This is a genomic window from Bacteroides reticulotermitis JCM 10512 (assembly GCF_000517545.1).
Classification (GTDB): Bacteria; Bacteroidota; Bacteroidia; order Bacteroidales; family Bacteroidaceae; genus Bacteroides; species Bacteroides reticulotermitis.
The window spans coordinates 57,776-79,925 of sequence record NZ_BAIV01000015.1 but is presented as its reverse complement, the minus strand read 5'-3'; the positions used below and the strand labels follow the sequence as shown (position 1 = coordinate 79,925).

Genomic DNA, 22,150 nt, shown 5'->3' with positions numbered 1-22,150 from the left:
TTTCATTTAAAAAGGCTTTTGGAAGAATCGGGTCAATCCGAAAACCCTGTTGTTCTGTTAAATCTAAACGGCTATTTTACATAATCTGAAAATAAAGAATGGAATATCTCTGACTCCCCTAAATTGTGCTCTGAAAGCTTTAATTTTGGCATTGAATGATTCTGCAAATGCATTTGTCTCTCTGTTAATAAAGTAATTTAGTATTGTTTCATAATAGTTCTGCATGGTATTGGTTACGGTTCTGAAGCATCCGTACCCCAGCTTCTCTATCTTATTATACCATAATGCAAGTTTGCCACGTGCCACATCCTTGTCGTAGTGTTTGTTGTAGACATTTGTCAACTCCATAGCCAGGTCGTAGACAGCTTTCAATTCCGGATAGTACTCAAATATGATTTCCGCACGTATTCTTTGGGTTTGAGTCCATTTAGTGAAATGCTTTACAAGTACGTGTTTGGCTCTTGCTAACAGCTGCTTACGTGTATCGCCATTAGCATGCCGGAAGGGAACATACTCTATGTTTTGCTCTCTGCACCGCTGAATTTCATCGTTCTCAAGGTCGCGTGCCATCCAACGATAAGATATCCGGAGTTCGTCAATTGCCTCATAGAAAAGCTTCTGTACATGGAACCGGTCATTTGTCATAGTGGCATTGGGAAAAGCCGATCGGACAATCCACATCATGGTGGGCCAGAGGTCTAAGGTGAACTCCTTGACCGTCTTACGTTTGGATAGCTGGATCATTTCAAGTACTTTTATAACATCCTCAGATTTGGTACCACGTATCATGGCCACAAGTGTGCCTTTACCCCCATGCCCCGAACGGTTGGTAACCACAGTATATAATTCTCCGCAACTCAAAGAAGTCTCGTCAATACACAGGCTAGGACCAATATTCTGCTTGAACAGCACATACTCTGAGGCATGTCCTAACTGATCCCACTCTCTGTATTGACTGATAAACTCTTTGTACTGTGAAGACAACTGTTTCCCGTTTACACCATAAGCTTCGCCTATCGAGCTTATGCTGGCAACGGTAGTCTCAATCTTCCTCTTCCATAGAACCCTATGCAATAAGTGTATTTTTATGATACATTTCTGAGTCTTGCAAGTGCTCTTTCGAGTTTGGCTATTTTTTTTTCTGTTATCTCCTTTTCAACAAGTCCAACTTTGCTGGAATCATAAGTATGCTTAGTCTTAACCATAGTATAGAAAATCTTAGCAATCTTGTGAGCTGTTGCCACATTTGCCTGTAAAGCTCCGCTTTTGGCACGCATCCGCCTATAATAATACCCCATTTCACTCTTATCCCGTGCCATTGGAGACGCAGCTGTTCTGAATATTTGACCTACAATATTCTTTTTCTTCATTATGCGACTGGAAAGCAGTTTTTCCCCCGATATTTTGTTATTGGGGACAAGGTTACACCAACTACTGAACTTTTCAGCAGTCTCAAACTTCTCTGTAAAGTCATGTCCAAGTTCTCCAATAAGTTGCATAACAGCCGTATCCTTCAGTCCAGGAATGTCAAAGACATTTACACCCCACACAGAAAAAGCATACAGTTCAATATCTATAACAGGTGCATTTTTGGAACGACTATTCTTTTTTCTTTTGTAACGAACCAGATTCTCTTCGTTCGTGTCCATTTGAGCTTGATATAGTTTCAGAAATTTTTCAATCTCTTGATCGCAATCAGTAATTTTCTTCATAAAGAAGTCATATGCCTCTATACTTTGCTTAAGTGTAAATAGCAGGTCAGCATCCCATGTTCCTTCGAGGGATAAAGCAATTTCTTCCTTACTAGCCTTACAATTAGACATCGCTAATGATGCTAAATACTCCAGAACACGATTGCCGGCCAAGATAGCAGAGATTATTCTCCTTCCTGACAACCCTGTGACATCCGATATCACAGTGGACAACTTTATATTCATCAATTCAAGAGATTTTTGTATATACAGGATCTGTTTTTCCGCAGAACGTAGGAGGTTATTACGCTGCCGTGTAAGGTTACGTATCTGTCTGGCGGCATTACCAGGTTGATAACACGGTTTCAATAGACCATAACGATGTAGCAGCATCAACCATTCTGCATCAGCAGAGTCAGTCTTATGCCCAGATAGATTCTTTACATCAAGCGGATTGACTAAAATGACTTCAATACCGGCATCCTGTAGCTTTAGGAAAAGTGATAGATAATAGATTCCTGTAGCCTCCATTGCTACAGTGGTAATATGACACTCTTTCAACCATGAAACAATATTAGTGAGTTCACAGGTAAAACTACCGAATCTGCGGTTATTCTCGCCATCCCGGTCTTCTGGCACGCACACCTGCATTTCTGTGTCAGCGATATCAATACCAGCAGCATCTGGATTTACAATTGCCAGTTTGTTCCCGTCAGGACTTGATCATTTTTGCATTTCTTGCCATTGCCTATAAGTATTAGTAAAGAAAATAGGCAAGCCTGCGGTCTTTCGGAATGTGAGGTACTCTTCCATATGGCATCTATCGGCCAATAATCATTCTACAGACCTGCAGTGTCACACTTTTAATTGAACTTGAAAGCTCATTAGTGATCTGACTTACTTGCTTGCCAACAACAAAGATATGCAAAATGATATGTTGTAGGAAAATGGGGAACGAACGGTTATGGCTATGGCTATGCCATAACCGAATAGGTTCTTCTCATTTCATTCACACACAGTGGGTCAGAGACTTTTAAAAAAGCCACGAACTCTGGAGTGAGTTTCGTCCCTTCGGCTGTAAGATCATCATATGTATAGGAAAAGGTTTCACCCGTGGCTTTGTCATACCAGCGTCGACGTCTGACATGAAGATAGACAGGTTTGCCACGCAGAGGAAAGTCCTGAATCACTTTCTCATCAGTAAAGCCATGCGCTATCACAGTACCACTCTTGTAATCAGAACGTTCCATGTAATTCTTCTCATCAAGCCAAACTTCGATTTTAGCAGGATCGTCATGCCAACCGGAAATGTCGAAATACTCCATTAAAACTTCAGGGAAGATCACGCGTAGTAAGTTATGCAAGCTGCGATTCGAATTCATTGGATTGAGCATTATAATTTGAATGCAAAGATAGATCACTTGAGGTTATCTGCAAAAACACCCACAGGGTTTTCGGATTGACCCATAATACCGACTCCCAAAGACTGAGTACTTAGCAAAAAACTCCCATTAGATAGTAGTAAACAACTAATTAAAGACATTTTTGTCCATTACACTTCCTGTTCCACAGATGTGGAACGGCTGACTCACTATCGTGGAACAGCTGTTGCACATAATGTGGAACAGGCGTCGCACATGATGTGAAACAGGAAATAGAAGGGAATAAACTTGAAAAAAGACTGCTTAAATCCACGAATAGTTGCGTACAATACGGTTCATAAAAGGACTTATTTGATAAATTGTAAACTCTGTTTTTTGGGGGAAGCAAGCAATCGCTATCGCTCATCAGAATAAAGTGATTTCAAAAAAGAAGGCGCATTACAATTGGTTGATATACTGAATGATATGCGAAAAAGTGATTAATTCATGAGAGTGTTGCATCATTCATCAACTCGCTTAAATTGCTTAATTTGTAGATTAACTACCAGTCTCCATCCTCTAGGATTTGACGCTAATCTTAGTTAAAAAAGGAGTAACGCAGATCCCCCCTTTCTTCTTACGTAGATAAACAAAGATTCATGTAGAGTTCGCATTTTTTTTCAGAAAGCCCTGTTTTTATCTATTTATTTTATAAACCCTGACGAAAGAATAGGAAAAGACTGTGAAGTAAATCAGAAGTCTTTCAATGAAGTAGTATCGTGAATCAGAAAGAATAGAGAGATTTTAGCACAATGCACAGTAGTTGGAAATCCGTATTATGTATGGTTTATCCGTCAATTTAGATGCAAGCCTATTTACTCAAAGAGATAATTCCATAGGATATTCGGAAGAATCGATCACTCGTTTTAAATAATCTGAGTGCTTCTTCAGAGCAACCTTAGTACTTGGGCTGAGTAACCGAAGTAATTGATTCAGGTTACTTAAGTGCCAGTTTATTAATGCCTGATCAATAGAGTATTAATACCCAAAGCTGTGGTAGTGAATAGACACATCTTTCTTCATGCGGAGCCTAGATAGTTTTTCAGAGAGCTACCTAAATGTTTTCAGTAAGTAACGGTACATGGCTTGCCTGTTGATGGATAGTCCAAGTCGAAGTGAACATGAATTGTATGTATTGTATTAATCTCTTCAGGAGCAATGCGAATATTCTCAATTACATAGCAACCGAAAGACTCGCAAGTTTTGTCACGTTCCTGGTGAATAGGGCCATGTTGACCGATTCCATACGAATCAATCAAAATCAGCTCGGGAGATTTGTTTAATATTCGTAGAAGCACTTCGTTCTGCACAGATGTATCAGTTTCATCGAAGTAAGCTTTACTACCGTATTCATTCCGATATAAATTTCCTGTGTATAATATCAATGCCTGGTTCTTAAGTGATGGTAATGCAGATGCTTCTTCTAATGTCGGCATACCTTTCCGACAATCAAGGATATGAACCGGCAGGTGAAATTCATTCTGTACCGGAACAGATGTGTAACAATCAATGTGAGTGCCAAAATGTCCTCTAGCTCCAATCTTATCCGCTTGTTGTTCAAGCCACGCATATGCAGGGTGGCTTGTATCTAATTCTATATGCAAGTTCATTCTCAATTGCTTTTTGATTACCTATACAAACATAATAACTCATTATATTTCAACCTTTTTTAAGCTATCCATTTTGGAAGGCATAAATAGAAAAAGGCGCATATAAACTTTTCCTGATTTATATGCGCCCTTTCAGAAATATGATATCAGCATTTAATATTCAACTCATTTAGCACTTTACGTATTGCTTCAAAAGTTGTAATTCGAGTGGGAACCAGCGGTAAACGGAGCTTATTTTCAATCATTCCCATTGCGTTAAGCATTGATTTAACACCAGCCGGATTGCCATCTACAAATAATAAGTTAAATAACTCGGTAAATTTATGATGAATAACCAACGCGTTGGCATAATCCCCTCGCAAAGCCAAACGTGTCATGCGGCTGAATTCGCGCGGGAAAGCATTTCCGATAACAGAAATAACTCCGACAGCTCCCAATGTTATCAATGGGAAAGTTATACCATCGTCACCCGAAATTACATCAAAGTTCGCCGGCTTATTTTTGATAATGTCATCCATTTGGGTTATATCACCTGAAGCTTCTTTTATAGCAATCACATTTTTTAAATCACGGGCTATACGTAAGGTCGTCTCTGCAGTCATATTAACTCCTGTGCGACCGGGAACATTATAAAGTACTATAGGAAGCTCTGTGGACTCTGAAATAGCCTTGTAGTGTTGATAAATTCCTTCCTGAGATGGTTTGTTATAATACGGCACAACAGACAAAATGGCATCGACCCCTGTAAAATCATCTTTCTTTAAGGTTTCTACTATTGCACGAGTATTATTACCACCTACTCCTAATAGGATAGGCACTTTGCCGTTAACCCGATCAATCACCAACTTTTTGATTTTTATCTTTTCCTCCTCTGTTAAGGTAGGCGTTTCCGCCGTAGTTCCCAACACGCACAAAAAGTCGGCATTGTTTTGCAACAGATAATCCACCATTCGTATTAACGCATCATAATCAATGCTTTCATCGTCTTTGAAAGGAGTAATCAGTGCTACCCCCATTCCTTTCAATTTTGTCTGTATCATGAGTTTTTATAATGATCTCTAATTAATCAGAACACAAAAGTACGAATATTTTTCATATCTCATTATATAAGTTTCAGAAAATCGTCTTCGCTCATTATTGTTATTCCAAGTTTATTTGCTTTTTCAAGTTTCGCAGGACCCATATTATCTCCGGCAAGAATGAAACTCGTTTTAGCCGAAATACTTCCCACATTCTTTCCACCATTTCTTTCTATCAATTCTTTGTATTCATCGCGCGAATGGTGGGTGAACACACCGCTAATTACAATCGATTTGCCGGCTAGTTTGTCTGTATAGCCACTTAAATCTTCTTCGGTGCGGTAAAGTTGCAACCCTGCCGTCTTTAATCGGGTTATTAATTCACGATTCGTAGCATTACCAAAGTATGCCAAAATACTTTGAGCAATTTTTTCTCCGATTTCATCAATACCGATCAATTTTTCAAGATCAGCCTGCTCTAGTTCATCTACATCTACAAACGATCTTGCTATTTTCTTAGCGACAGTTTCGCCAACAAAACGAATTCCCAAAGCGAAAATGACTCGTTCGAAAGGAACTTCTTTGCTTTTTTCAATTCCAACAATGATGTTTTCAGCCGATTTGTCACCCATTCTCTCCAAATCCTTAATATCATCGATGGTCAGGTCATATAGATCAGCAGGATTATGGATCAGCTCCAACCTATAAAAAGTATCAACTGTCTCAGGTCCCAAGCCATCAATATTCATTGCTTTCCGGCTAATGAAATGCTCTATTTTCCCCTTTATCTGAGGAGGACAAGCTGTTTCATTCGGACAATAATGGGCCGCTTCTCCCTCAAATCGTACTAGTTTGCTACCACATTCCGGACAGATGCTGATAAATTCCACCTTTTCTCCCAACATAAAACTACGGGCATCTTTATCTACACCCGTTATCTTGGGGATAATTTCTCCTCCTTTTTCAAGATATACCATATCTCCGATATGCAAATCAAGTCCGGAAATTATATCTGCATTATGCAATGACGCTCTTTTTACAACTGTTCCCGAAAGCTGAACCGGCTCCAGATTGGCTACGGGAGTTATCGCACCAGTTCTTCCGACTTGATAAGTCACCTTATTCAAACGTGTCAATGCCCGTTCTGCCTGAAATTTGTATGCAATGGCCCATCTTGGCGATTTAGCAGTAAAACCGAGGTTCTTTTGTTGTTTCAGACTATTAACCTTAAGTACAATACCATCAGTAGCCACCGGTAAGTTCTTTCTTTCTACATCCCAATAATTAATAAATTCGAATATCTCGTCCAAAGTCTTGCATTTACGAGTAAGATCAGATATCTTGAAGCCCCATCCGGCAGCCTCCTGCAAGTTTTCATAGTGCCCATCGCAAGGCAAATTGTCGCCAAGTAAATAGTATAAGTAAGCATCTAGTTTGCGAGAAGCTACGATGGTAGAGTTCTGGAGCTTAAGTGTACCGGAAGCTGCATTTCGAGGATTTGCGAAAAGCGGTTCTTCACGAGCTTCTTTTTCACGATTCAACTCTTCAAAAACACTCCAAGGCATTAGTATTTCCCCGCGTATTTCAAAAGAAGGAGGATATGTATCTCCATGAAGCACTAGGGGGATAGATCGGATCGTCTTCACATTATCCGTCACATCATCTCCCTTTTCGCCATCTCCACGGGTTACTGCACGCACTAAACGCCCATTCTCGTAAGTCAAAGAAATAGAGGTTCCGTCATACTTCATTTCGCAGCAAACCTCAAAATCTTCATTAAGCGCTTTGCGAACACGATCGTAAAAGTCGGAAACTTCTGCTTCGGAATATGTGTTAGCCAAAGAAAGCATAGGATATTTATGCGCTACTTGGACAAAGTTTTTATTAATATCGCTACCAACCCGCATCGTTGGAGAGTTCTCGTCTTCATACTCCGGGTAAGTCGATTCCAGCTCCTGAAGTTCATTCAACATATCATCAAACTCTTTGTCAGATATCTCAGGTGCATTTAATACGTAATAATTATAATTATGCCGATGAAGTTCAGCGCGCAATTCATCTATTTTTTCCTTAATAGCCATATTAAATCGATTGTTTCGGGCAAAAATACACGTTTCTCTTTGATTATTTGTATTTTTGCGAGAAATTATAAATTATGCGTATTGATATAATAACAGTTTTACCCGAAATGATTGAAGGTTTTTTCAACTGCTCAATTATGAAGCGGGCTCAGAATAAAGAACTTGCTGAAATACACATTCACAACTTACGCGACTATACAGAAGACAAATACCGCCGGGTGGATGATTATCCTTTTGGTGGCTTTGCCGGTATGGTTATGAAAATCGAACCGATTGAACGCTGCATTAATGCTTTGAAGGCAGAACGTGAGTATGATGAGGTAATCTTTACCACACCCGATGGGGAACAGTTCAACCAACCGATGGCCAATACACTTTCGCTTACGCAAAACCTTATAATACTTTGCGGACATTTCAAAGGGATTGACTATCGAATTCGCGAACATCTCATTACGAAGGAAATCAGTATAGGGGATTATGTGCTGACCGGTGGCGAATTGGCTGCTGCAGTTATTGCGGATGCTATTGTGCGCATTATACCTGGCGTTATTTCGGATGAGCAATCGGCACTATCCGATTCATTTCAGGACAACCTATTGGCAGCTCCTGTATATACTCGTCCGGCAGACTACAACGGATGGATGGTACCAGATATTCTACTATCTGGGCATGAGGCTAAAATAAAAGAGTGGGAACTTCAACAATCGTTGGAACGAACCAAACGTTTACGACCTGACTTACTAAAATGACAAAACATATGTAAGCAAAAAAGACGATACCATTTTATAGATTATCGTCTTTTTTCATATTATATACTACTTCATCTCTACTCAAACAGAAAGGCTATTTACATTTAATAGAGTATTGAAAAATAACCTACACAAAGAGATAAAGAAGATTGGAGATATTATTCGCAACTAACATTTTGTCTTTCAATATATAGCGAATGGTTATTGTCTGTTTTCGGTTATACCTCAAGCGCACCAATAATATCGCTAACTGACTTAAAACCGTGTCTATCTAAGTAATTGTTTATACCATCTTCAACCTTGATACAAACTGCCGGATCTATGAAATTTGCTGTACCAATCTGGATTGCAGAAGCACCCGCAAGCATAAACTCCACGGCGTCTTTCCAATCCATTATTCCTCCGAGCCCTATGACAGGAATTTTCACAGCATTTGCTACTTGCCAAACCATGCGCAAAGCAATGGGTTTCACGGCCGGTCCCGACAATCCGCCTGTAACAGTAGATAGTATAGGACGTCTGCGTTCAGCATCAACGGCCATACCAAGCAATGTATTGATTAATGACACACTATCAGCCCCGCTATCTTCAGCTGCACGGGCTATTTCTGTTACGTCTGTTACGTTGGGAGAGAGTTTAACGATAAGTGTCTTTTTGTAAGCAGATCGCACAGCTTTAACTACTTCACAAGCTCCTTTTGTTGACACACCAAAAGCCATACCGCCTTGCTTCACATTAGGGCAAGAGATGTTTAATTCGATAGCAGGAATTTTGTCAAGTTCATTAATAATCTCCGCAGTTTTTACATAGTCTTCTACCGCAGATCCGGATACATTCACAATCATATTGGTTTGAATGTCCTTAATACGCGGATATATGTGTTCAACAAAGTAATTTACTCCTTTATTTTGTAGTCCAACGGCGTTTAGCATGCCTGAAGGGGTTTCTGCCATACGAGGATAAGCATTTCCTTCACGTTTGTGAAGAGTAGTGCCTTTCACAAGAATACCGCCTATTCGCGCTATATCAATAAAATCTGTAAACTCTTCACCGTATCCAAATGTTCCTGAAGCGGTCATTACAGGATTTTTCATTCTTAGTTCACCAATATTTACACTTAAATCTGCCATAACAATTTATTTATATCAAAAATCGGACCTTCCGTACATACACATAAATGACCTTCTGTTGTATTCTCTACACAACAGAGGCAAGCACCGACTCCACAAGCCATCATGTTTTCTAAAGAGGCTTCACACTTAATCTGATTAGTTTTGGCATATTTGGCAACCGCCACCATCATAGGTTTCGGTCCACAAGTATATATTTGCTCAAACTCCATACTATTTAATATAGAATGTTGGGTTACGTAGCCTTTTTCACCGTGGCTTCCATCTTCAGTAGTAGTGTATACATCGCCATATTTTCTAAATTCGGCCAATTGCAGCAAATCTTTATCAGAACGCGCTCCAAGTAAGAAGGTTGGTTTACTACCATTTTTCACAAGCTGTTCACCCAGATAAAGCATTGGAGCAGTACCCACACCACCACCAACTAACAATAACTTATCAGAAGGATTAGAAGGGATTGTGAAGCTGTTTCCCAAGGGCATGATCACATTTATAATCTCTCCTTGAATAGCTTCAGCTAAGCGCCTGGTTCCGTCTCCAACTATTTGAATAAGAAACCAAACCTCATTACGTAGTTTGTCCACATAATTAATAGAAATAGGGCGTCGTAAAAAAGTAGTTGATGATCCATCCACACGAAGTTCGGCAAATTGTCCCGGAAGCATTTCAGGCAATACCGATTGAGATGTCAATTTCAACAAAACATAGCTTGCATTTAACCTGATGTTCTCGGTAACTGTCAGATCTAAAAGAAATTTTTTCATATATGGATATATAGATATAAATTCATATTTCCTGCAAAGATACAGGAAATTGCTCAAACTGCCGTTTTTACATCCTATTTTTCACCTTTAAAGATCTCATACGTGTTATCATCAAAGAAAATACGTATCTCAGTTATTTTTCGAGCAGGTCTTTCTATATACCTAATCTCCTGTTTTACAATCTCTTTAGGAGAGTTTATAGGGGTATTTATCCCTATTTCCTTGCGATTTTCCGGAGTATTCGCCACATTAGTCGCAAAAACGGGCTTCTCGTCAAACAAACTCGGCTGAAATTCACTCTTAGCACTTAACGATTCTTCCGTTTTATTTCCTATCGCCGCCAGCATTTCACCTTTTCCATATAAAAGCCATTCCAGATCAACATAAGTATATGCTTGATGTACTTTCATGACAACTTCCAGGCTAGGCTTGTTCCTGCCATTTAAAATATGAGAAAGAGTAGATTGCTGTACATTGATCGTTTCAGCAAAAACCCGAGGAGGAATTTTCTCCTTTTCCATAATCAATCTGATTCTGTCTTTTATTTCCATATATTCTTTGCCATTACAAATGTGTATTTACCATCACATATTCTCTCAAATATACACCTCTTTTTCTACTTCACAAAAGTAATTATAATAAATCACATATGCAAATTACAAGTAGACTTTTACATATTCACACAAGTGGATTAGTTTACATTAGTGATGATTCACTAATGTAAAGGCTACAATATAATAGAAAATACAGCTATACTAAAAATTCAACTATTTCATATAAGTAACTGATAATAAGTATATAAATACACGCAAAACGCTGTATAACAAAAGTAATATCACAATAATATAGTATTAAACCTACCTGTATAGACTACTACTTTAGAATTTTGTATATAAAAAGCTCGATATTAGTATATTAAGTATTGGAATATGTTTAGTTAATCACATTTGTGCTTTATTTACAGATGTATATAAACTTTCATATATACACTATTCACTCATGTAGATACAGTCGAGAAATCTACTCATTGAACATATTACATCTGTAATGTTAGTCTACGTATTCACAGATGTATAAACATTATTTCTTATAAATTGGATTATTTAATCAGATAGCCAAGCATCAACCTATCAAACCTCTTACGAAAGAAATATTCGATTGATATTTATTGGCAATAATTGCGGTAGTAAAATAAAATGGGAAAAAGTGAAATGAAGTTTGTTTATAGGTAAATCCTTAGCATATTTGTGCATAAAGGGACAGTAATCTATTTTTTTTCGATTCCTAGAGACTTTATTTACATATATTCACCTATATATCAACAAATTAAGGCCTAAAAAAGCAATTCCAAAATCAGACAAACTAGAGAATTAAACGATTTTAAAGCAAAAAATGAGCTGATCTAGCAAAATGATATTTTAAAAAGTGAGATCTAACTCTCAACCTCTCAATTTTAAGTCTAAATATCTTGGAAAAAACATCTTTGCTTATTATCGACTATTTGTGTGATTTTATTCCGGAAGATATGATTTTGCAACGAATCTGTTTCAGATGAGATAATGACATTTATCAAAATTGGATTGAAAGAATAAAAGAAGTAGATCTACTATGAATTGAGATCAGAAGTTTAAAGTCACACTAGATAAAATTGTAAATAAAAGGATTCAATAATTTAATTAAAAAGAAGGAGTGATTATTGCTTTAATTCAAAGGGTGCATCTCTTACTGAAAAAAGTAAAAGATACACCCAGTGTATTCTAAAGTAGAAAAGAATAATTAATGAAGAATTTTGAACACCAGTTCCCGAAGAATATCCGCATCACTCATCGAAGAGTTGCCCACTCCTTTTGATTTAGCATCAGCATATCGTATTTCCCCGACAACTTGCATCGTTTTTACACCACTATATTTTCGCATGGCAGCAACATAATCACGGGCTTGCCAGGGCGTTCTTAGACCAAGCATATTTGCAATGCCGGGTTCAGACCTATCGGGTGCATAATAAGCCAGCATCAGATTTGAGTAAAAGGAAAACAACAGAGATAATGTCATCTGTATCGGATTCGTTTTGGGGTTTTCCTCAAAATATTTTATTATCTTATTAGCCTTTAGCACATCTTTTTCAACTAGCGCATTGCGTAGCTCAAAGTTATTATAGTCTTTGCTTATGCCAATATTTTGCTCTATCTGTTCCGGCGTGATACGCTTCTGCCCGCTTGGCAAAGTTATAATCAACTTCTCCAGCTCACCGGTTAAGCGACTTAAATCAGTGCCTACAAAGTCCGCCAACATAGCGGCTGCCTTCGGTTCCACATCAAGTCCTTTGCGTTTCATATACGACGTTATAAAAGCAGGTAGCTGTGTCTCCTTTATCTTTTTCGATTCGAACAGTACACCTATCTTATCTACTTCAGCAGCCAGCTTTTTTCTTCGATCCAATGTACCATGCTTGTGGCAAATCACTAAGATCGTAGAATTCAAAGGCTTCTGAAGATAATAAGTAAGCTCTTCCATATTGCGAACTGCTTGCGCTTCCTTCACAATAACGACCTGGTATTCCGACATCATTGGATACCGCTTGGCCGCATTTATTATTGTAGCCACATCAATATCCGCACCATATACCACGCTCAGATTGAATTCTTTTTCAGTCTCACTGAGCACGTTATCGGTAATATAGTCGGCTATCAAATCAATATAGTACGATTCCTCGCCCATTAAATAATAAATCGGACGATACTGTTTTGCTCTCAGCTCTTTAAGAATATCATCGCATGTAAGCTCTTGTTTAGCCATATTAAACTCCTCAGAAAGGATTTACCAATCAAACTTCAAATGTTTTACAGTCTTCTTCTCATCGATAATCATTCGAAGTGAAGCTACGCCAATCTCGAGATGTTCCTCTACATAATTCTTTGTAACAATATTATCGCTCTTATCCGTTTTTACTCCATCCGGAGTCATCGGTTGATCGGAAACCAGCAATAAAGCACCTGTGGGAATATGATTAGCAAAACCGCAGCTAAATAAGGTTGCAGTCTCCATATCCACAGCCATGGCACGAGTCTTTGTCAGATATTCCTTGAACTCATCATCATGTTCCCAGATACGGCGGTTAGTAGTGTATACAGTCCCGGTCCAATAATCGCGAGCATAATCGCGAATAGCGGAAGAAACAGCACGCTGCAACATAAAAGCCGGTAAAGCTGGAACCTCAGGCGGGAAGTAGTCGTTGGATGTACCCTCGCCCCGAATAGCAGCAATAGGTAGAATCAAATCTCCAAGCTGATTTTTGCGGTCTATTCCTCCACATTTACCTAAGAAAAGGCAGGCCTTCGGATGAATAGCTCCTAGCAAGTCCATAATAATGGCGGCATTGGGACTTCCCATACCGAAATTAATAATAGAAATACCTTCAGCAGTAGCAGAAACCATATTCGCATCTCTGCCATAAATCGGCACATTAAAGTGGTTCGCAAAAATCTCAACGTACTTATTGAAGTTAGTCAATAGAATATACTCCCCAAAATCCTCCAAATTACGTTTAGTGTAACGAGGCAGCCAATTAGCTACGATTTCTTCTTTTGTTTTCATAATTATCTATTAAATTTGTGCTCCCAACAAGAGGAACCATTATTTAACTTACAAAAATAGTAAATGTTATCGTTAAACCTACCAGTATTTGATACTAAAATTGACGTACGAAATGGAAAAAATGTAATTTTCGACGTTCTTCGTAAACGATATGTCGCACTTACCCCTGAAGAATGGGTGAGACAACACTTCGTTCACTTTCTTATTGCGCATAAAGGCTACCCGACGACATTAATGGCCAATGAAGTTATGGTGAAACTGAATAATACTATTAAACGATGCGATACAGTGCTGTATCGGAGAGATTTATCCGCACGAATGATTATCGAATATAAGGCCCCTCACATCGAAATAACTCAAGCCGTATTCGATCAAATAACCCGATATAATATGGTATTAAAAGTAGATTATCTAATTGTCAGCAATGGCATACAACATTATTGCTGCCAAATGGATTACCATAACCAAACCTATACATTCCTACAAGATATTCCTGATTATGGCATATTATAAAATTAATAGGGCTGCCTGATTTGGGCAGCCCTATTAATTTTCTCTCTATTTCTATCAGTTCTTATTCGGCAGTTTTTCTTCTTATCGATCTTTTTGCCGGTGCAGCTACTTCTTCAACTTTTTGCTCGATTTCTATACCTGCCAATTCCGGGTCAATCATGATACGACCACAGTATTCACAAACAATAACTTTTTTACGAGAACGGATATCCAATTGTCTCTGAGGTGGAATCTTATTAAAACATCCGCCGCAAGCATCACGTTGTACGTATACAACTCCTAATCCATTCCGGGAGTTTTTACGGATACGCTTAAATGACTGAAGCAAACGAGGTTCTATTTTAGTTTCCAGATCTTTAGCTTTGTCTCTCAGCTTTTCTTCTTCCAGCTTCGTTTCAGAAATAATTTCATCTAGTTCACTTTTCTTCTGTTCAAGATCCTTCTTTCTCTCATCCAGAGCCTGTTCGTTTTTCACAACTTCAGTTTCTTTCTCTTCTTTATCAGCTGAGAATTCTTTAATTCTTTTCTCACAAAGTTCAATTTCCAAGGATTGGAATTCAATCTCTTTAGTCAAGAAGTCATACTCACGGTTGTTACGAACGTTATCTTGTTGAGATTTATATTTTTCAACAGAAGATTTCGCCGTTTCTATTTCGACGCGTTTGCCGGCAATACCGGTTTTCAACTCATCTACTTCAGCTTTGATCTTATCGATACGAGTGCTCAATCCGGCAATTTCATCTTCAAGATCTTGTACCTCAAGCGGAAGTTCACCTCTCAAAGTTTTAATCTCATCAATTTTAGACAGCATCGTTTGCAGTTGAAACAAGGTCTTCAACTTCTGTTCTACCGTCAATTCAATCGGTTCCTTTTTTGCTTCTTTAACCATTTTACTTATAAATATTTTATAGGATTCGTATTAATTTTACTTAGTTGGATTGCTAAATTCGGAAATAATTCCACGATTATGGAATGAAATATTTCTTTTGTATACTGCTCACTTTCATAATGTCCAATCTCGGCCAACAAAATATCTCCTTCTCGTCCGAAATAGTCGTGATATTTGATTTCACCGGTTATAAAAACATCCGCATCACAACGAACTGCCTGCGGAATCAAGAAGGCCCCTGCCCCTCCACAAAGCGCTACTTTTTGTATTTCGCGGCCCCATAATTTATTATGTCTCACACAGCCTACTTCAAAAGTTCTCTTTATACGTTTCAAGAAAAAGGATTCGGTTTCCGGCTCTTCCAATTCACCTACTACTCCTGATCCAACCTGTGCCCACTCATTCAGCAAAGGATAAAAATCGAATACAGGTTCTTCATAAGGATGTACAGATAACAATGCCTTTATAGCTTCGTTTTTCTTAAATGCCGGAAGAATAGTTTCTATTCTTACCTCCTTTTCAGTATGCAGTTCGCCTATAGAACCACAAAAAGGATGTGTACCTTCTTTAGCACGGAATGTCCCCTCTCCTCTCGAATTGTAGCTGCAGGAATCATAATTCCCAACAACTCCGCAACCTGCCGCAAACAAAATATTGCGGATTAAATCAGCCTGAGCAAGTGGTACGAATGTAACCAACTTAATCAAGCCGTCTTCTTTCGGTTGAAGTATACGTACATTTTTTAATCCGATTTTCTCTGCAATCTTAAAGTTAACCCCATTCTGCATTATCCAGATTGGTATGTGCCGAATAAATAACAATATCGTTCTTTATTGCTTTCAGCATACAACGCTCTACATAATCTTTTCCGGTTATTGACTTATAACCTTTAAAGATTAGCGGATGATGGGATACAACTAAATTAAATCCCAGCGCAATTGCTTCATCAAGCACAGCTTCAGTAACGTCAAGACACAACAAAGCCCCTGTTGCTTCCGCATCTGTCAATCCGATTTGCAAACCGGCATTATCAAATCCGTCTTGCAATGGCAGAGGCGCGAACCTTTCAAGGGCGCTTACAATTTCTTTAATTTTCATTATTTATAGAAAACTTGAATGCAAATATAGGCATTTTATGGTTATAAAAACATCTTTTTATTAATTTTTAGTACAAACTAGTCTTTCGTCTTTGGATTGATGCATGTCACCTTTTCTTCATTAAGAGCTTGTTTTTCAGCGCATATCGCTCATCCACAACTCTGTCAGTTGGAAAAAAGGTAAAAATCAAACGCAGTCCATCCTCACAATATATAAACTTTCTTCCTGATATTCCCTTGAGAATAGCTTGGTACTTTGCATGTAGAAATGTCTCGATTCCGCTAGGACGAACATTCATATTCCCTGATATTTCCACTGTAATGAAGAAATTGGGAATAGAAATGCGATTTATTTCCCGAAATATATAATCTTCCTGCTCCATACAATGATTTTATCTTTATCAATTGCACGTAAAGATAGTTTTTTCATGCCATATAGCCGATTTACAATAGTTAATCTTTTATTAAAACAAATAGAAATAGAGTTCAGCGCATTTTCTTTCTCATAATCTTTCCTATCGGAGAAGTGCTATTTTCTTGAAAAGAACTATCTTTGCCTCACTAATTAATTCAAGATAAACTATGATAGTTAATGAAAGAGATGCCCGTCACGAGCATGTGCTACAAGTAGCGCGCCAGATGATGACCGCTGCACGTACTGCTCCAAAAGGGAAAGGAATCGATATTATCGAAGTAGCTTTAATTACTGACGAAGATATTAAAAAGCTGTCGGACACAATGATAGCTATGGTAGAAGAACATGGCATGAAGTTTTTTCTTCGCGATGCCGATAATATATTAAGTGCTGAATGTGTTGTATTAATAGGTACACACGAAAAAGCTCAGGGATTAAACTGTGGGCATTGCGGGTTTGCTACTTGTAGCGGGCGTTCGGAAGGTGTTCCATGTACTTTGAACAGCATTGATGTGGGAATTGCCATTGGATCGGCTTGTGCAACAGCGTCCGATTTGCGTGTAGATACTCGCGTCATGTTTTCAGCAGGTTTGGCCGCTCAACGGTTGAACTGGTTAAATGATTGCAAAATGGTAATGGCTATTCCTGTTAGTGCCTCTTCAAAGAATCCGTTTTTCGACCGGAGACCGAGGCAGGTGTAACCGAATTGTAAACTATAAAATAAGAAAATAGAAGATGGGAATCATTGTCGGGCTTCCTCGTTCCGGTGGATCGGAGAAAGATTTACAACTAAACTTTGGTAAAATTATAGCTGAACAGGTGGAGTTAAGAGCACCTCATCTGCCTGCTGAGTGGTATCCACAAAGTGGTGTGCAATTAACGTGGCCGCATGCCGGAACAGACTGGGCGCATATGTTGACAGAAGTTCAGGAATGTTTTATAAACATAGCCAGAGAAATAGCTAAGAATGAATTGCTATTGATCGTTACTCCCGAGCCAGAAGCGGTAAGAAAGCAGATTGCCGCTACTGTTAATCTAGCCAATGTGCGTTTTCTGGAATGCGAAACGAATGACACTTGGGCCCGCGACCATGGAGCTATTACAATGCTCGACGGAGGTACTCCTTCGCTGCTCGACTTTACCTTTAACGGATGGGGATTGAAATTTGCATCGGACTTGGATAATCAAATCACTCGTCAGGCTGTCCAAAGCGGTGTTTTGAAGGGACAATATACCAACCGGCTCGGATTTGTTTTGGAAGGAGGTGCTATTGAAAGTGATGGTATGGGCACACTTCTGACAACTTCCGAATGCCTTTTATCTCCTAATCGAAACGGACAACTCAATCGGGTGGAAATCGAAGAATACTTAAAATCGACTTTTCACACGCAAAAGGTCCTCTGGTTAGATCACGGCTATCTGGCAGGTGATGATACCGACAGCCATATTGATACGCTATCCCGTTTCTGTTCGACAGATACGATTGCTTACGTGAAATGTGAGAATAAGGAAGACGAGCATTACGCAGAATTAAGGGCAATGGAAGAACAGTTAAAGACATTTCGGACATTGGCCAATGAACCTTATCGATTGCTAGCCTTGCCAATGGTTGATAAAATAGAAGTGAACGGTGAGCGTCTGCCTGCTACTTATGCTAATTTCCTACTTATAAACGGAGCAGTTCTCTACCCTACTTATAATCAACCGGAGAATGATCAAAAGGCAGAAGCAGTACTTCGGCAAGCATTTCCAGCATATCAGTTAATCGGCATTGACTGCCGTGCGTTAATCAAACAACACGGTTCTTTGCACTGTGTGACTATGCAATATCCGCAAGGAGTAATTAAATAAGTAAACGAAATGAGAAAAATAAAAGTAGGTCTTATCCAACAATCGAATACCGCTGACACGCGGAACAACCTCCTGAAGCTGGCTGAAAACATAAAAGCTTGTGCTGATCAGGGAGCTGAATTGATTGTGCTTCAAGAGTTACACAATTCACTCTATTTCTGTCAAACCGAAAATACGGATATATTCGATCTGGCCGAACCTATCCCCGGCCCTTCCACAGGCTTTTATTCGGAGTTAGCGGCAACCAACAAAGTGGTTCTTGTAACTTCACTTTTTGAGAAACGTGCACCAGGCTTATACCATAATACAGCCGTAGTTTTCGACCGCGACGGAAGTATGGCCGGCAAATATCGTAAAATGCATATTCCGGATGATCCGGCTTATTACGAAAAATTCTACTTTACACCAGGGGATATAGGCTTTAAACCTATTGAAACTTCCTTAGGCAAACTCGGCATTTTAGTCTGTTGGGATCAATGGTATCCGGAAGCAGCCCGGCTGATGGCACTTAAAGGCGCCGAAATATTGATTTACCCTACCGCCATTGGTTGGGAAAGCAGTGATACGGAAGATGAGAAGTCGCGCCAATTAGATGCTTGGATTATATCTCAGCGAGGCCATGCTGTAGCCAACGGACTTCCGGTGGTTTCTGTCAACCGTGTAGGACATGAGCCTGATCCATCGAAACAAACAAATGGAATTTCCTTCTGGGGAAACAGTTTTGTTGCCGGGCCGCAAGGCGAACTTTTGGCTCAAGCAAGTAATACGGAACCGGAGAACATGATTGTTGAAATAGATATGGAGAGATCTGAAAATGTTCGTCGTTGGTGGCCGTTCTTACGTGATCGCCGCATTGACGAATATGGCGGCCTGACCAAACGCTTCTTGGATTAATCGATCCAGAATCATTTTATAGCATAATTGCCTGTAAAGTAGTCATGAACAACATGTAACTTTACAGGCAATTGTTTTATAATCAAGCTAAAGATAGCCAAAAGACTATTGGAATGTGATCTTTTTATTCGCGATGAAGTTTACACCTCCATAGATAAACAGGCCTAAGAATTGAGCCAGATACTCATTCACGCCGAATACTTCGACCAATAAAACCAAGAAGAAAAACTGCGCGATATATGCCACTCCGAAAGCGGTACAAAAGAATGCCATCTGTTTCCAGACACTATTCTTCTTCTTTTCATTGGGAAATATCCAATACTTGCACCAGATGAAATTGTGTATCTGCGCGATGATATAGGCTGTCACATTAGCCACCAGATAATCTCCTTCGAATGAAAGCCACTTTGTCATCAACCAGACAACAAGCGCTATAATCAAAGCGTTCAATGTGCCGATCACCCCAAAGCGGAATATGCGTACTCTTTCTTTCATTTCGTCACGACAAGTCCATCGCCATTCATCCGAGTCATATATTGTTGGATGATAGCTTTCAATTCATCCTCCATCGCCGATTGTTGAGACAACTGACCCAGTAGATTGTGTTCCAACAACTTATCTGTTTTAAAAGCAAACACACCGGTCGCCCTCTTTCCATCGAATTGCAATAAGTAATCACCCTTAAAGAATTGATAAACACCATTGATGTAATTCACCGCATACGTATCTTCAGGCGAAGTAGTCAGCAAATCACAGCCAAAAGATATATAAGGAGCATCATATCCTAAATGACTTAATACAGTAGGCATTATATCGATCTGCTGCGCTATTGCATCTTTTACATACCCCTTTAGATTACTTCCATGCTGATAGAAAACCACCGGAACTGAAAACAAGCCACATTCGGTCTGATATTCCGGACGCTCTGGTGAGTTTGTATGATCGGCTGTAAAAACAAACAATGTATTGTCGAACCAAGGCTCTTTAGAAACCTTATCAAAGAATAACTTCAGCGCATGGTCCGTATAGCCTATACATTGACGAATTGCAACATTTCCTTTTGGAAAGGCACCTTCGTATTCTGTTGGAACAGCAAAAGGGTGATGTGATGACAAACTAAACAGTGCAGTAGCAAATGGTTGTTGGAACGTAGAAAGCTTATCGGCAAAGAACTGGAAAAACTTCTCATCCCAAATTCCCCAATGACCATCAAAATCCTTATTTCCCGGATTAGCTTCATTGTATTCCGTACGCCCAAAATAGTTTGTATAGCCTACAGTACGTGCAAAGGCTTCAAAACCCATCGAACCATTGTCCGCTCCATGAAAGAAAGCAGTATAATATCCTTTCTTCTTCAGTTCACCTCCAACGCTAGAGATTGTATTCAACGAAGCGGGAGTTAAAAAGAATGGCTCAATAAACATAGGAATGCCCGACAATACCGAAGGCATGCCATCGATACTCTTCATTCCATTCGAAAAGGAGTATTTGAAAGTTAAACCCTCCGCCATCAATGAATCGAGAAAAGGAGTAAACCCTTTGTAAGTTCCGTTATCGAGTTCCTCATTTAAAAAGCCGCTATTCTCTTTTCCAAAGCTCTCTAGAATAAAGACGACCACATTCAACGGGCGAAACTGAACCGTATCCGCAGGTAAATGTACCGGAGTATATAAAGCCTCCAACTTCTCTCTATCAAAATATTCGGGTACAGCGAAAGGCGTTTTACCTATCGTTCGATAAATAGAAAAAGGAGTATTCAATACAATACCGGTCTCTATAGGCCGATCGACATACTGATTGGCATTACTAATTGTAATGGGACGTACCATACCGGTAAAACCGCCCCGCATTCCACCAATACATAAATAGATACCGATTCCTAAAGTCAATACATGAGTCAGATAATAAAGAGGAAAATTGTATATTTTAGCGACCGGCGGTTTTCGATAAAGCTTATATAATGCATAGGCAAACAAGACAACCAACACGGTCAAATACCAGTGATTCAGTAATTCAGTGCCAAATATGCCTCCCAAATTATCTTCATTTTTAAACTCACTGACAATGGACGCGGTTGTTCTTCGATGCGTATACTGAAAATAAACAGTGTCTACCAGATTGGCGATGATCGCAATCAGGTTGGTTGCAACAAAGATTCCTTTAGTTATTTTCTGATAAATACCCTTTTCCTTATAGTGGAGCGGAAGCAGCATCAAGAAGATATAAAGCAAGTTTGTATATAGTATAGCAGATGTGTCAAACATAAATCCGCCTCCGAACATCTTCCAGAGCCGTCCGCCGGTAAGTTCGGTAAATGCGTTGTAATTCTCCGCCAAGAATACGATGCGGCAGAGAATAAAGCACCCCATCACTAATAGCAGGTTGCTTATAAGTGATAGGGTGGTATTGTAAAGAGAACGATATTTATTCAT

Annotated in this window: 20 protein-coding genes and 1 pseudogene; 5 read left to right on the top strand and 16 right to left on the bottom strand. The window is 39.2% G+C overall.

Annotation, left to right across the window (positions count from 1 at the left end; translation table 11 throughout):
* Positions 1-63 precede the first annotated feature (63 nt).
* The 6 genes from JCM10512_RS10650 to ligA form a co-directional block, all read right to left on the bottom strand.
* Entirely contained in the window at positions 64-1,074 is a 1,011-nt protein-coding gene (locus JCM10512_RS10650) for an ISAon1 family transposase (RefSeq protein WP_439644371.1), read from the bottom strand.
* An 11-nt stretch (positions 1,075-1,085) separates the two neighbouring features.
* The gene (locus JCM10512_RS10645) at positions 1,086-2,357 is read right to left on the bottom strand and encodes an IS110 family RNA-guided transposase (protein WP_262482601.1); all 1,272 of its coding nucleotides are present in this window, start codon (positions 2,355-2,357) and stop codon (positions 1,086-1,088) included.
* Between the two features lie 308 nt (positions 2,358-2,665).
* A complete protein-coding gene (locus JCM10512_RS10640; protein WP_044162956.1) occupies positions 2,666-3,073 on the bottom strand; it encodes an ISAon1 family transposase N-terminal region protein in 408 nt (135 codons plus the stop codon).
* 1,103 nt (positions 3,074-4,176) lie between these two features.
* Entirely contained in the window at positions 4,177-4,722 is a 546-nt protein-coding gene (locus tag JCM10512_RS21380) for a hypothetical protein (RefSeq protein ID WP_052517183.1), read from the bottom strand.
* Between the two features lie 146 nt (positions 4,723-4,868).
* A complete protein-coding gene (gene dapA / locus JCM10512_RS10630) occupies positions 4,869-5,762 on the bottom strand; it encodes a 4-hydroxy-tetrahydrodipicolinate synthase (RefSeq protein ID WP_044162887.1) in 894 nt (297 codons plus the stop codon).
* Between the two features lie 62 nt (positions 5,763-5,824).
* Positions 5,825-7,822, bottom strand: a complete 1,998-nt coding sequence (gene ligA / locus JCM10512_RS10625; protein WP_044162885.1) for an NAD-dependent DNA ligase LigA — start codon at positions 7,820-7,822, stop codon at positions 5,825-5,827.
* A 74-nt stretch (positions 7,823-7,896) separates the two neighbouring features.
* On the opposite strand from ligA, the gene trmD reads away from it, so the two are divergent.
* Entirely contained in the window at positions 7,897-8,571 is a 675-nt protein-coding gene (gene trmD / locus JCM10512_RS10620) for a tRNA (guanosine(37)-N1)-methyltransferase TrmD (protein WP_044162883.1), read from the top strand.
* 218 nt (positions 8,572-8,789) lie between these two features.
* Here trmD and JCM10512_RS10615 read toward each other — a convergent pair whose 3' ends face one another.
* The 5 genes from JCM10512_RS10615 to JCM10512_RS10595 form a co-directional block, all read right to left on the bottom strand.
* Complete coding sequence (locus tag JCM10512_RS10615; RefSeq protein WP_044162881.1) at positions 8,790-9,701, bottom strand: dihydroorotate dehydrogenase; 912 nt, start codon at positions 9,699-9,701, stop codon at positions 8,790-8,792.
* Positions 9,689-10,465, bottom strand: a complete 777-nt coding sequence (locus JCM10512_RS10610; protein WP_044162880.1) for a dihydroorotate dehydrogenase electron transfer subunit — start codon at positions 10,463-10,465, stop codon at positions 9,689-9,691. The genes JCM10512_RS10615 and JCM10512_RS10610 overlap by 13 nt, the downstream gene beginning before the upstream one ends.
* A 74-nt stretch (positions 10,466-10,539) precedes the next feature.
* Positions 10,540-11,016 carry a helix-turn-helix domain-containing protein gene (locus JCM10512_RS10605; RefSeq protein ID WP_044162878.1) on the bottom strand — a complete coding sequence of 159 codons (477 nt, stop codon included), beginning with the start codon at positions 11,014-11,016 and terminating at the stop codon, positions 10,540-10,542.
* Between the two features lie 1,225 nt (positions 11,017-12,241).
* Entirely contained in the window at positions 12,242-13,261 is a 1,020-nt protein-coding gene (holA, locus tag JCM10512_RS10600) for a DNA polymerase III subunit delta (protein ID WP_044162876.1), read from the bottom strand.
* 21 nt (positions 13,262-13,282) lie between these two features.
* Positions 13,283-14,059 (bottom strand): AMP nucleosidase, encoded by a 777-nt coding sequence (locus JCM10512_RS10595; protein WP_044162874.1) that lies wholly within the window; start codon positions 14,057-14,059, stop codon positions 13,283-13,285.
* A gap of 63 nt (positions 14,060-14,122) precedes the next feature.
* Between JCM10512_RS10595 and JCM10512_RS10590 the strand changes: the two genes are divergently transcribed.
* Entirely contained in the window at positions 14,123-14,572 is a 450-nt protein-coding gene (locus JCM10512_RS10590) for a type I restriction enzyme HsdR N-terminal domain-containing protein (RefSeq protein WP_044162872.1), read from the top strand.
* A gap of 61 nt (positions 14,573-14,633) precedes the next feature.
* Here JCM10512_RS10590 and JCM10512_RS10585 read toward each other — a convergent pair whose 3' ends face one another.
* From JCM10512_RS10585 to JCM10512_RS10575, 3 genes and pseudogenes are all read right to left on the bottom strand, one after another.
* Positions 14,634-15,461 carry a zinc ribbon domain-containing protein gene (locus JCM10512_RS10585; RefSeq protein ID WP_044162870.1) on the bottom strand — a complete coding sequence of 276 codons (828 nt, stop codon included), beginning with the start codon at positions 15,459-15,461 and terminating at the stop codon, positions 14,634-14,636.
* Between the two features lie 5 nt (positions 15,462-15,466).
* Positions 15,467-16,559 (bottom strand): annotated as a pseudogene (locus JCM10512_RS10580) (Nif3-like dinuclear metal center hexameric protein).
* 106 nt (positions 16,560-16,665) lie between these two features.
* Positions 16,666-16,941: a hypothetical protein gene (locus tag JCM10512_RS10575; RefSeq protein ID WP_044162867.1), complete on the bottom strand. Its 276-nt coding sequence runs from the start codon at positions 16,939-16,941 to the stop codon at positions 16,666-16,668.
* 199 nt (positions 16,942-17,140) lie between these two features.
* Between JCM10512_RS10575 and JCM10512_RS10570 the strand changes: the two genes are divergently transcribed.
* Genes JCM10512_RS10570 through JCM10512_RS10560 form a run of 3 tightly spaced genes read left to right on the top strand, consistent with a single transcriptional unit; the run spans position 17,141 to position 19,718 of the window.
* Positions 17,141-17,674, top strand: a complete 534-nt coding sequence (locus JCM10512_RS10570) for a ferredoxin domain-containing protein (protein ID WP_044162865.1) — start codon at positions 17,141-17,143, stop codon at positions 17,672-17,674.
* Positions 17,675-17,708: 34 nt separating this feature from the next.
* A complete protein-coding gene (locus tag JCM10512_RS10565; protein ID WP_044162863.1) occupies positions 17,709-18,824 on the top strand; it encodes an agmatine deiminase family protein in 1,116 nt (371 codons plus the stop codon).
* Positions 18,825-18,833: 9 nt separating this feature from the next.
* Positions 18,834-19,718: a carbon-nitrogen hydrolase gene (locus JCM10512_RS10560; protein WP_044162861.1), complete on the top strand. Its 885-nt coding sequence runs from the start codon at positions 18,834-18,836 to the stop codon at positions 19,716-19,718.
* A gap of 105 nt (positions 19,719-19,823) precedes the next feature.
* Here the strand turns inward: JCM10512_RS10560 and JCM10512_RS10555 are convergent, their stop codons facing one another.
* Positions 19,824-20,213 carry a GtrA family protein gene (locus tag JCM10512_RS10555; protein WP_044162859.1) on the bottom strand — a complete coding sequence of 130 codons (390 nt, stop codon included), beginning with the start codon at positions 20,211-20,213 and terminating at the stop codon, positions 19,824-19,826.
* Positions 20,210-22,150: an LTA synthase family protein gene (locus JCM10512_RS10550; RefSeq protein WP_044162857.1), complete on the bottom strand. Its 1,941-nt coding sequence runs from the start codon at positions 22,148-22,150 to the stop codon at positions 20,210-20,212. Before JCM10512_RS10550 ends, JCM10512_RS10555 begins: the two co-directional genes overlap by 4 nt.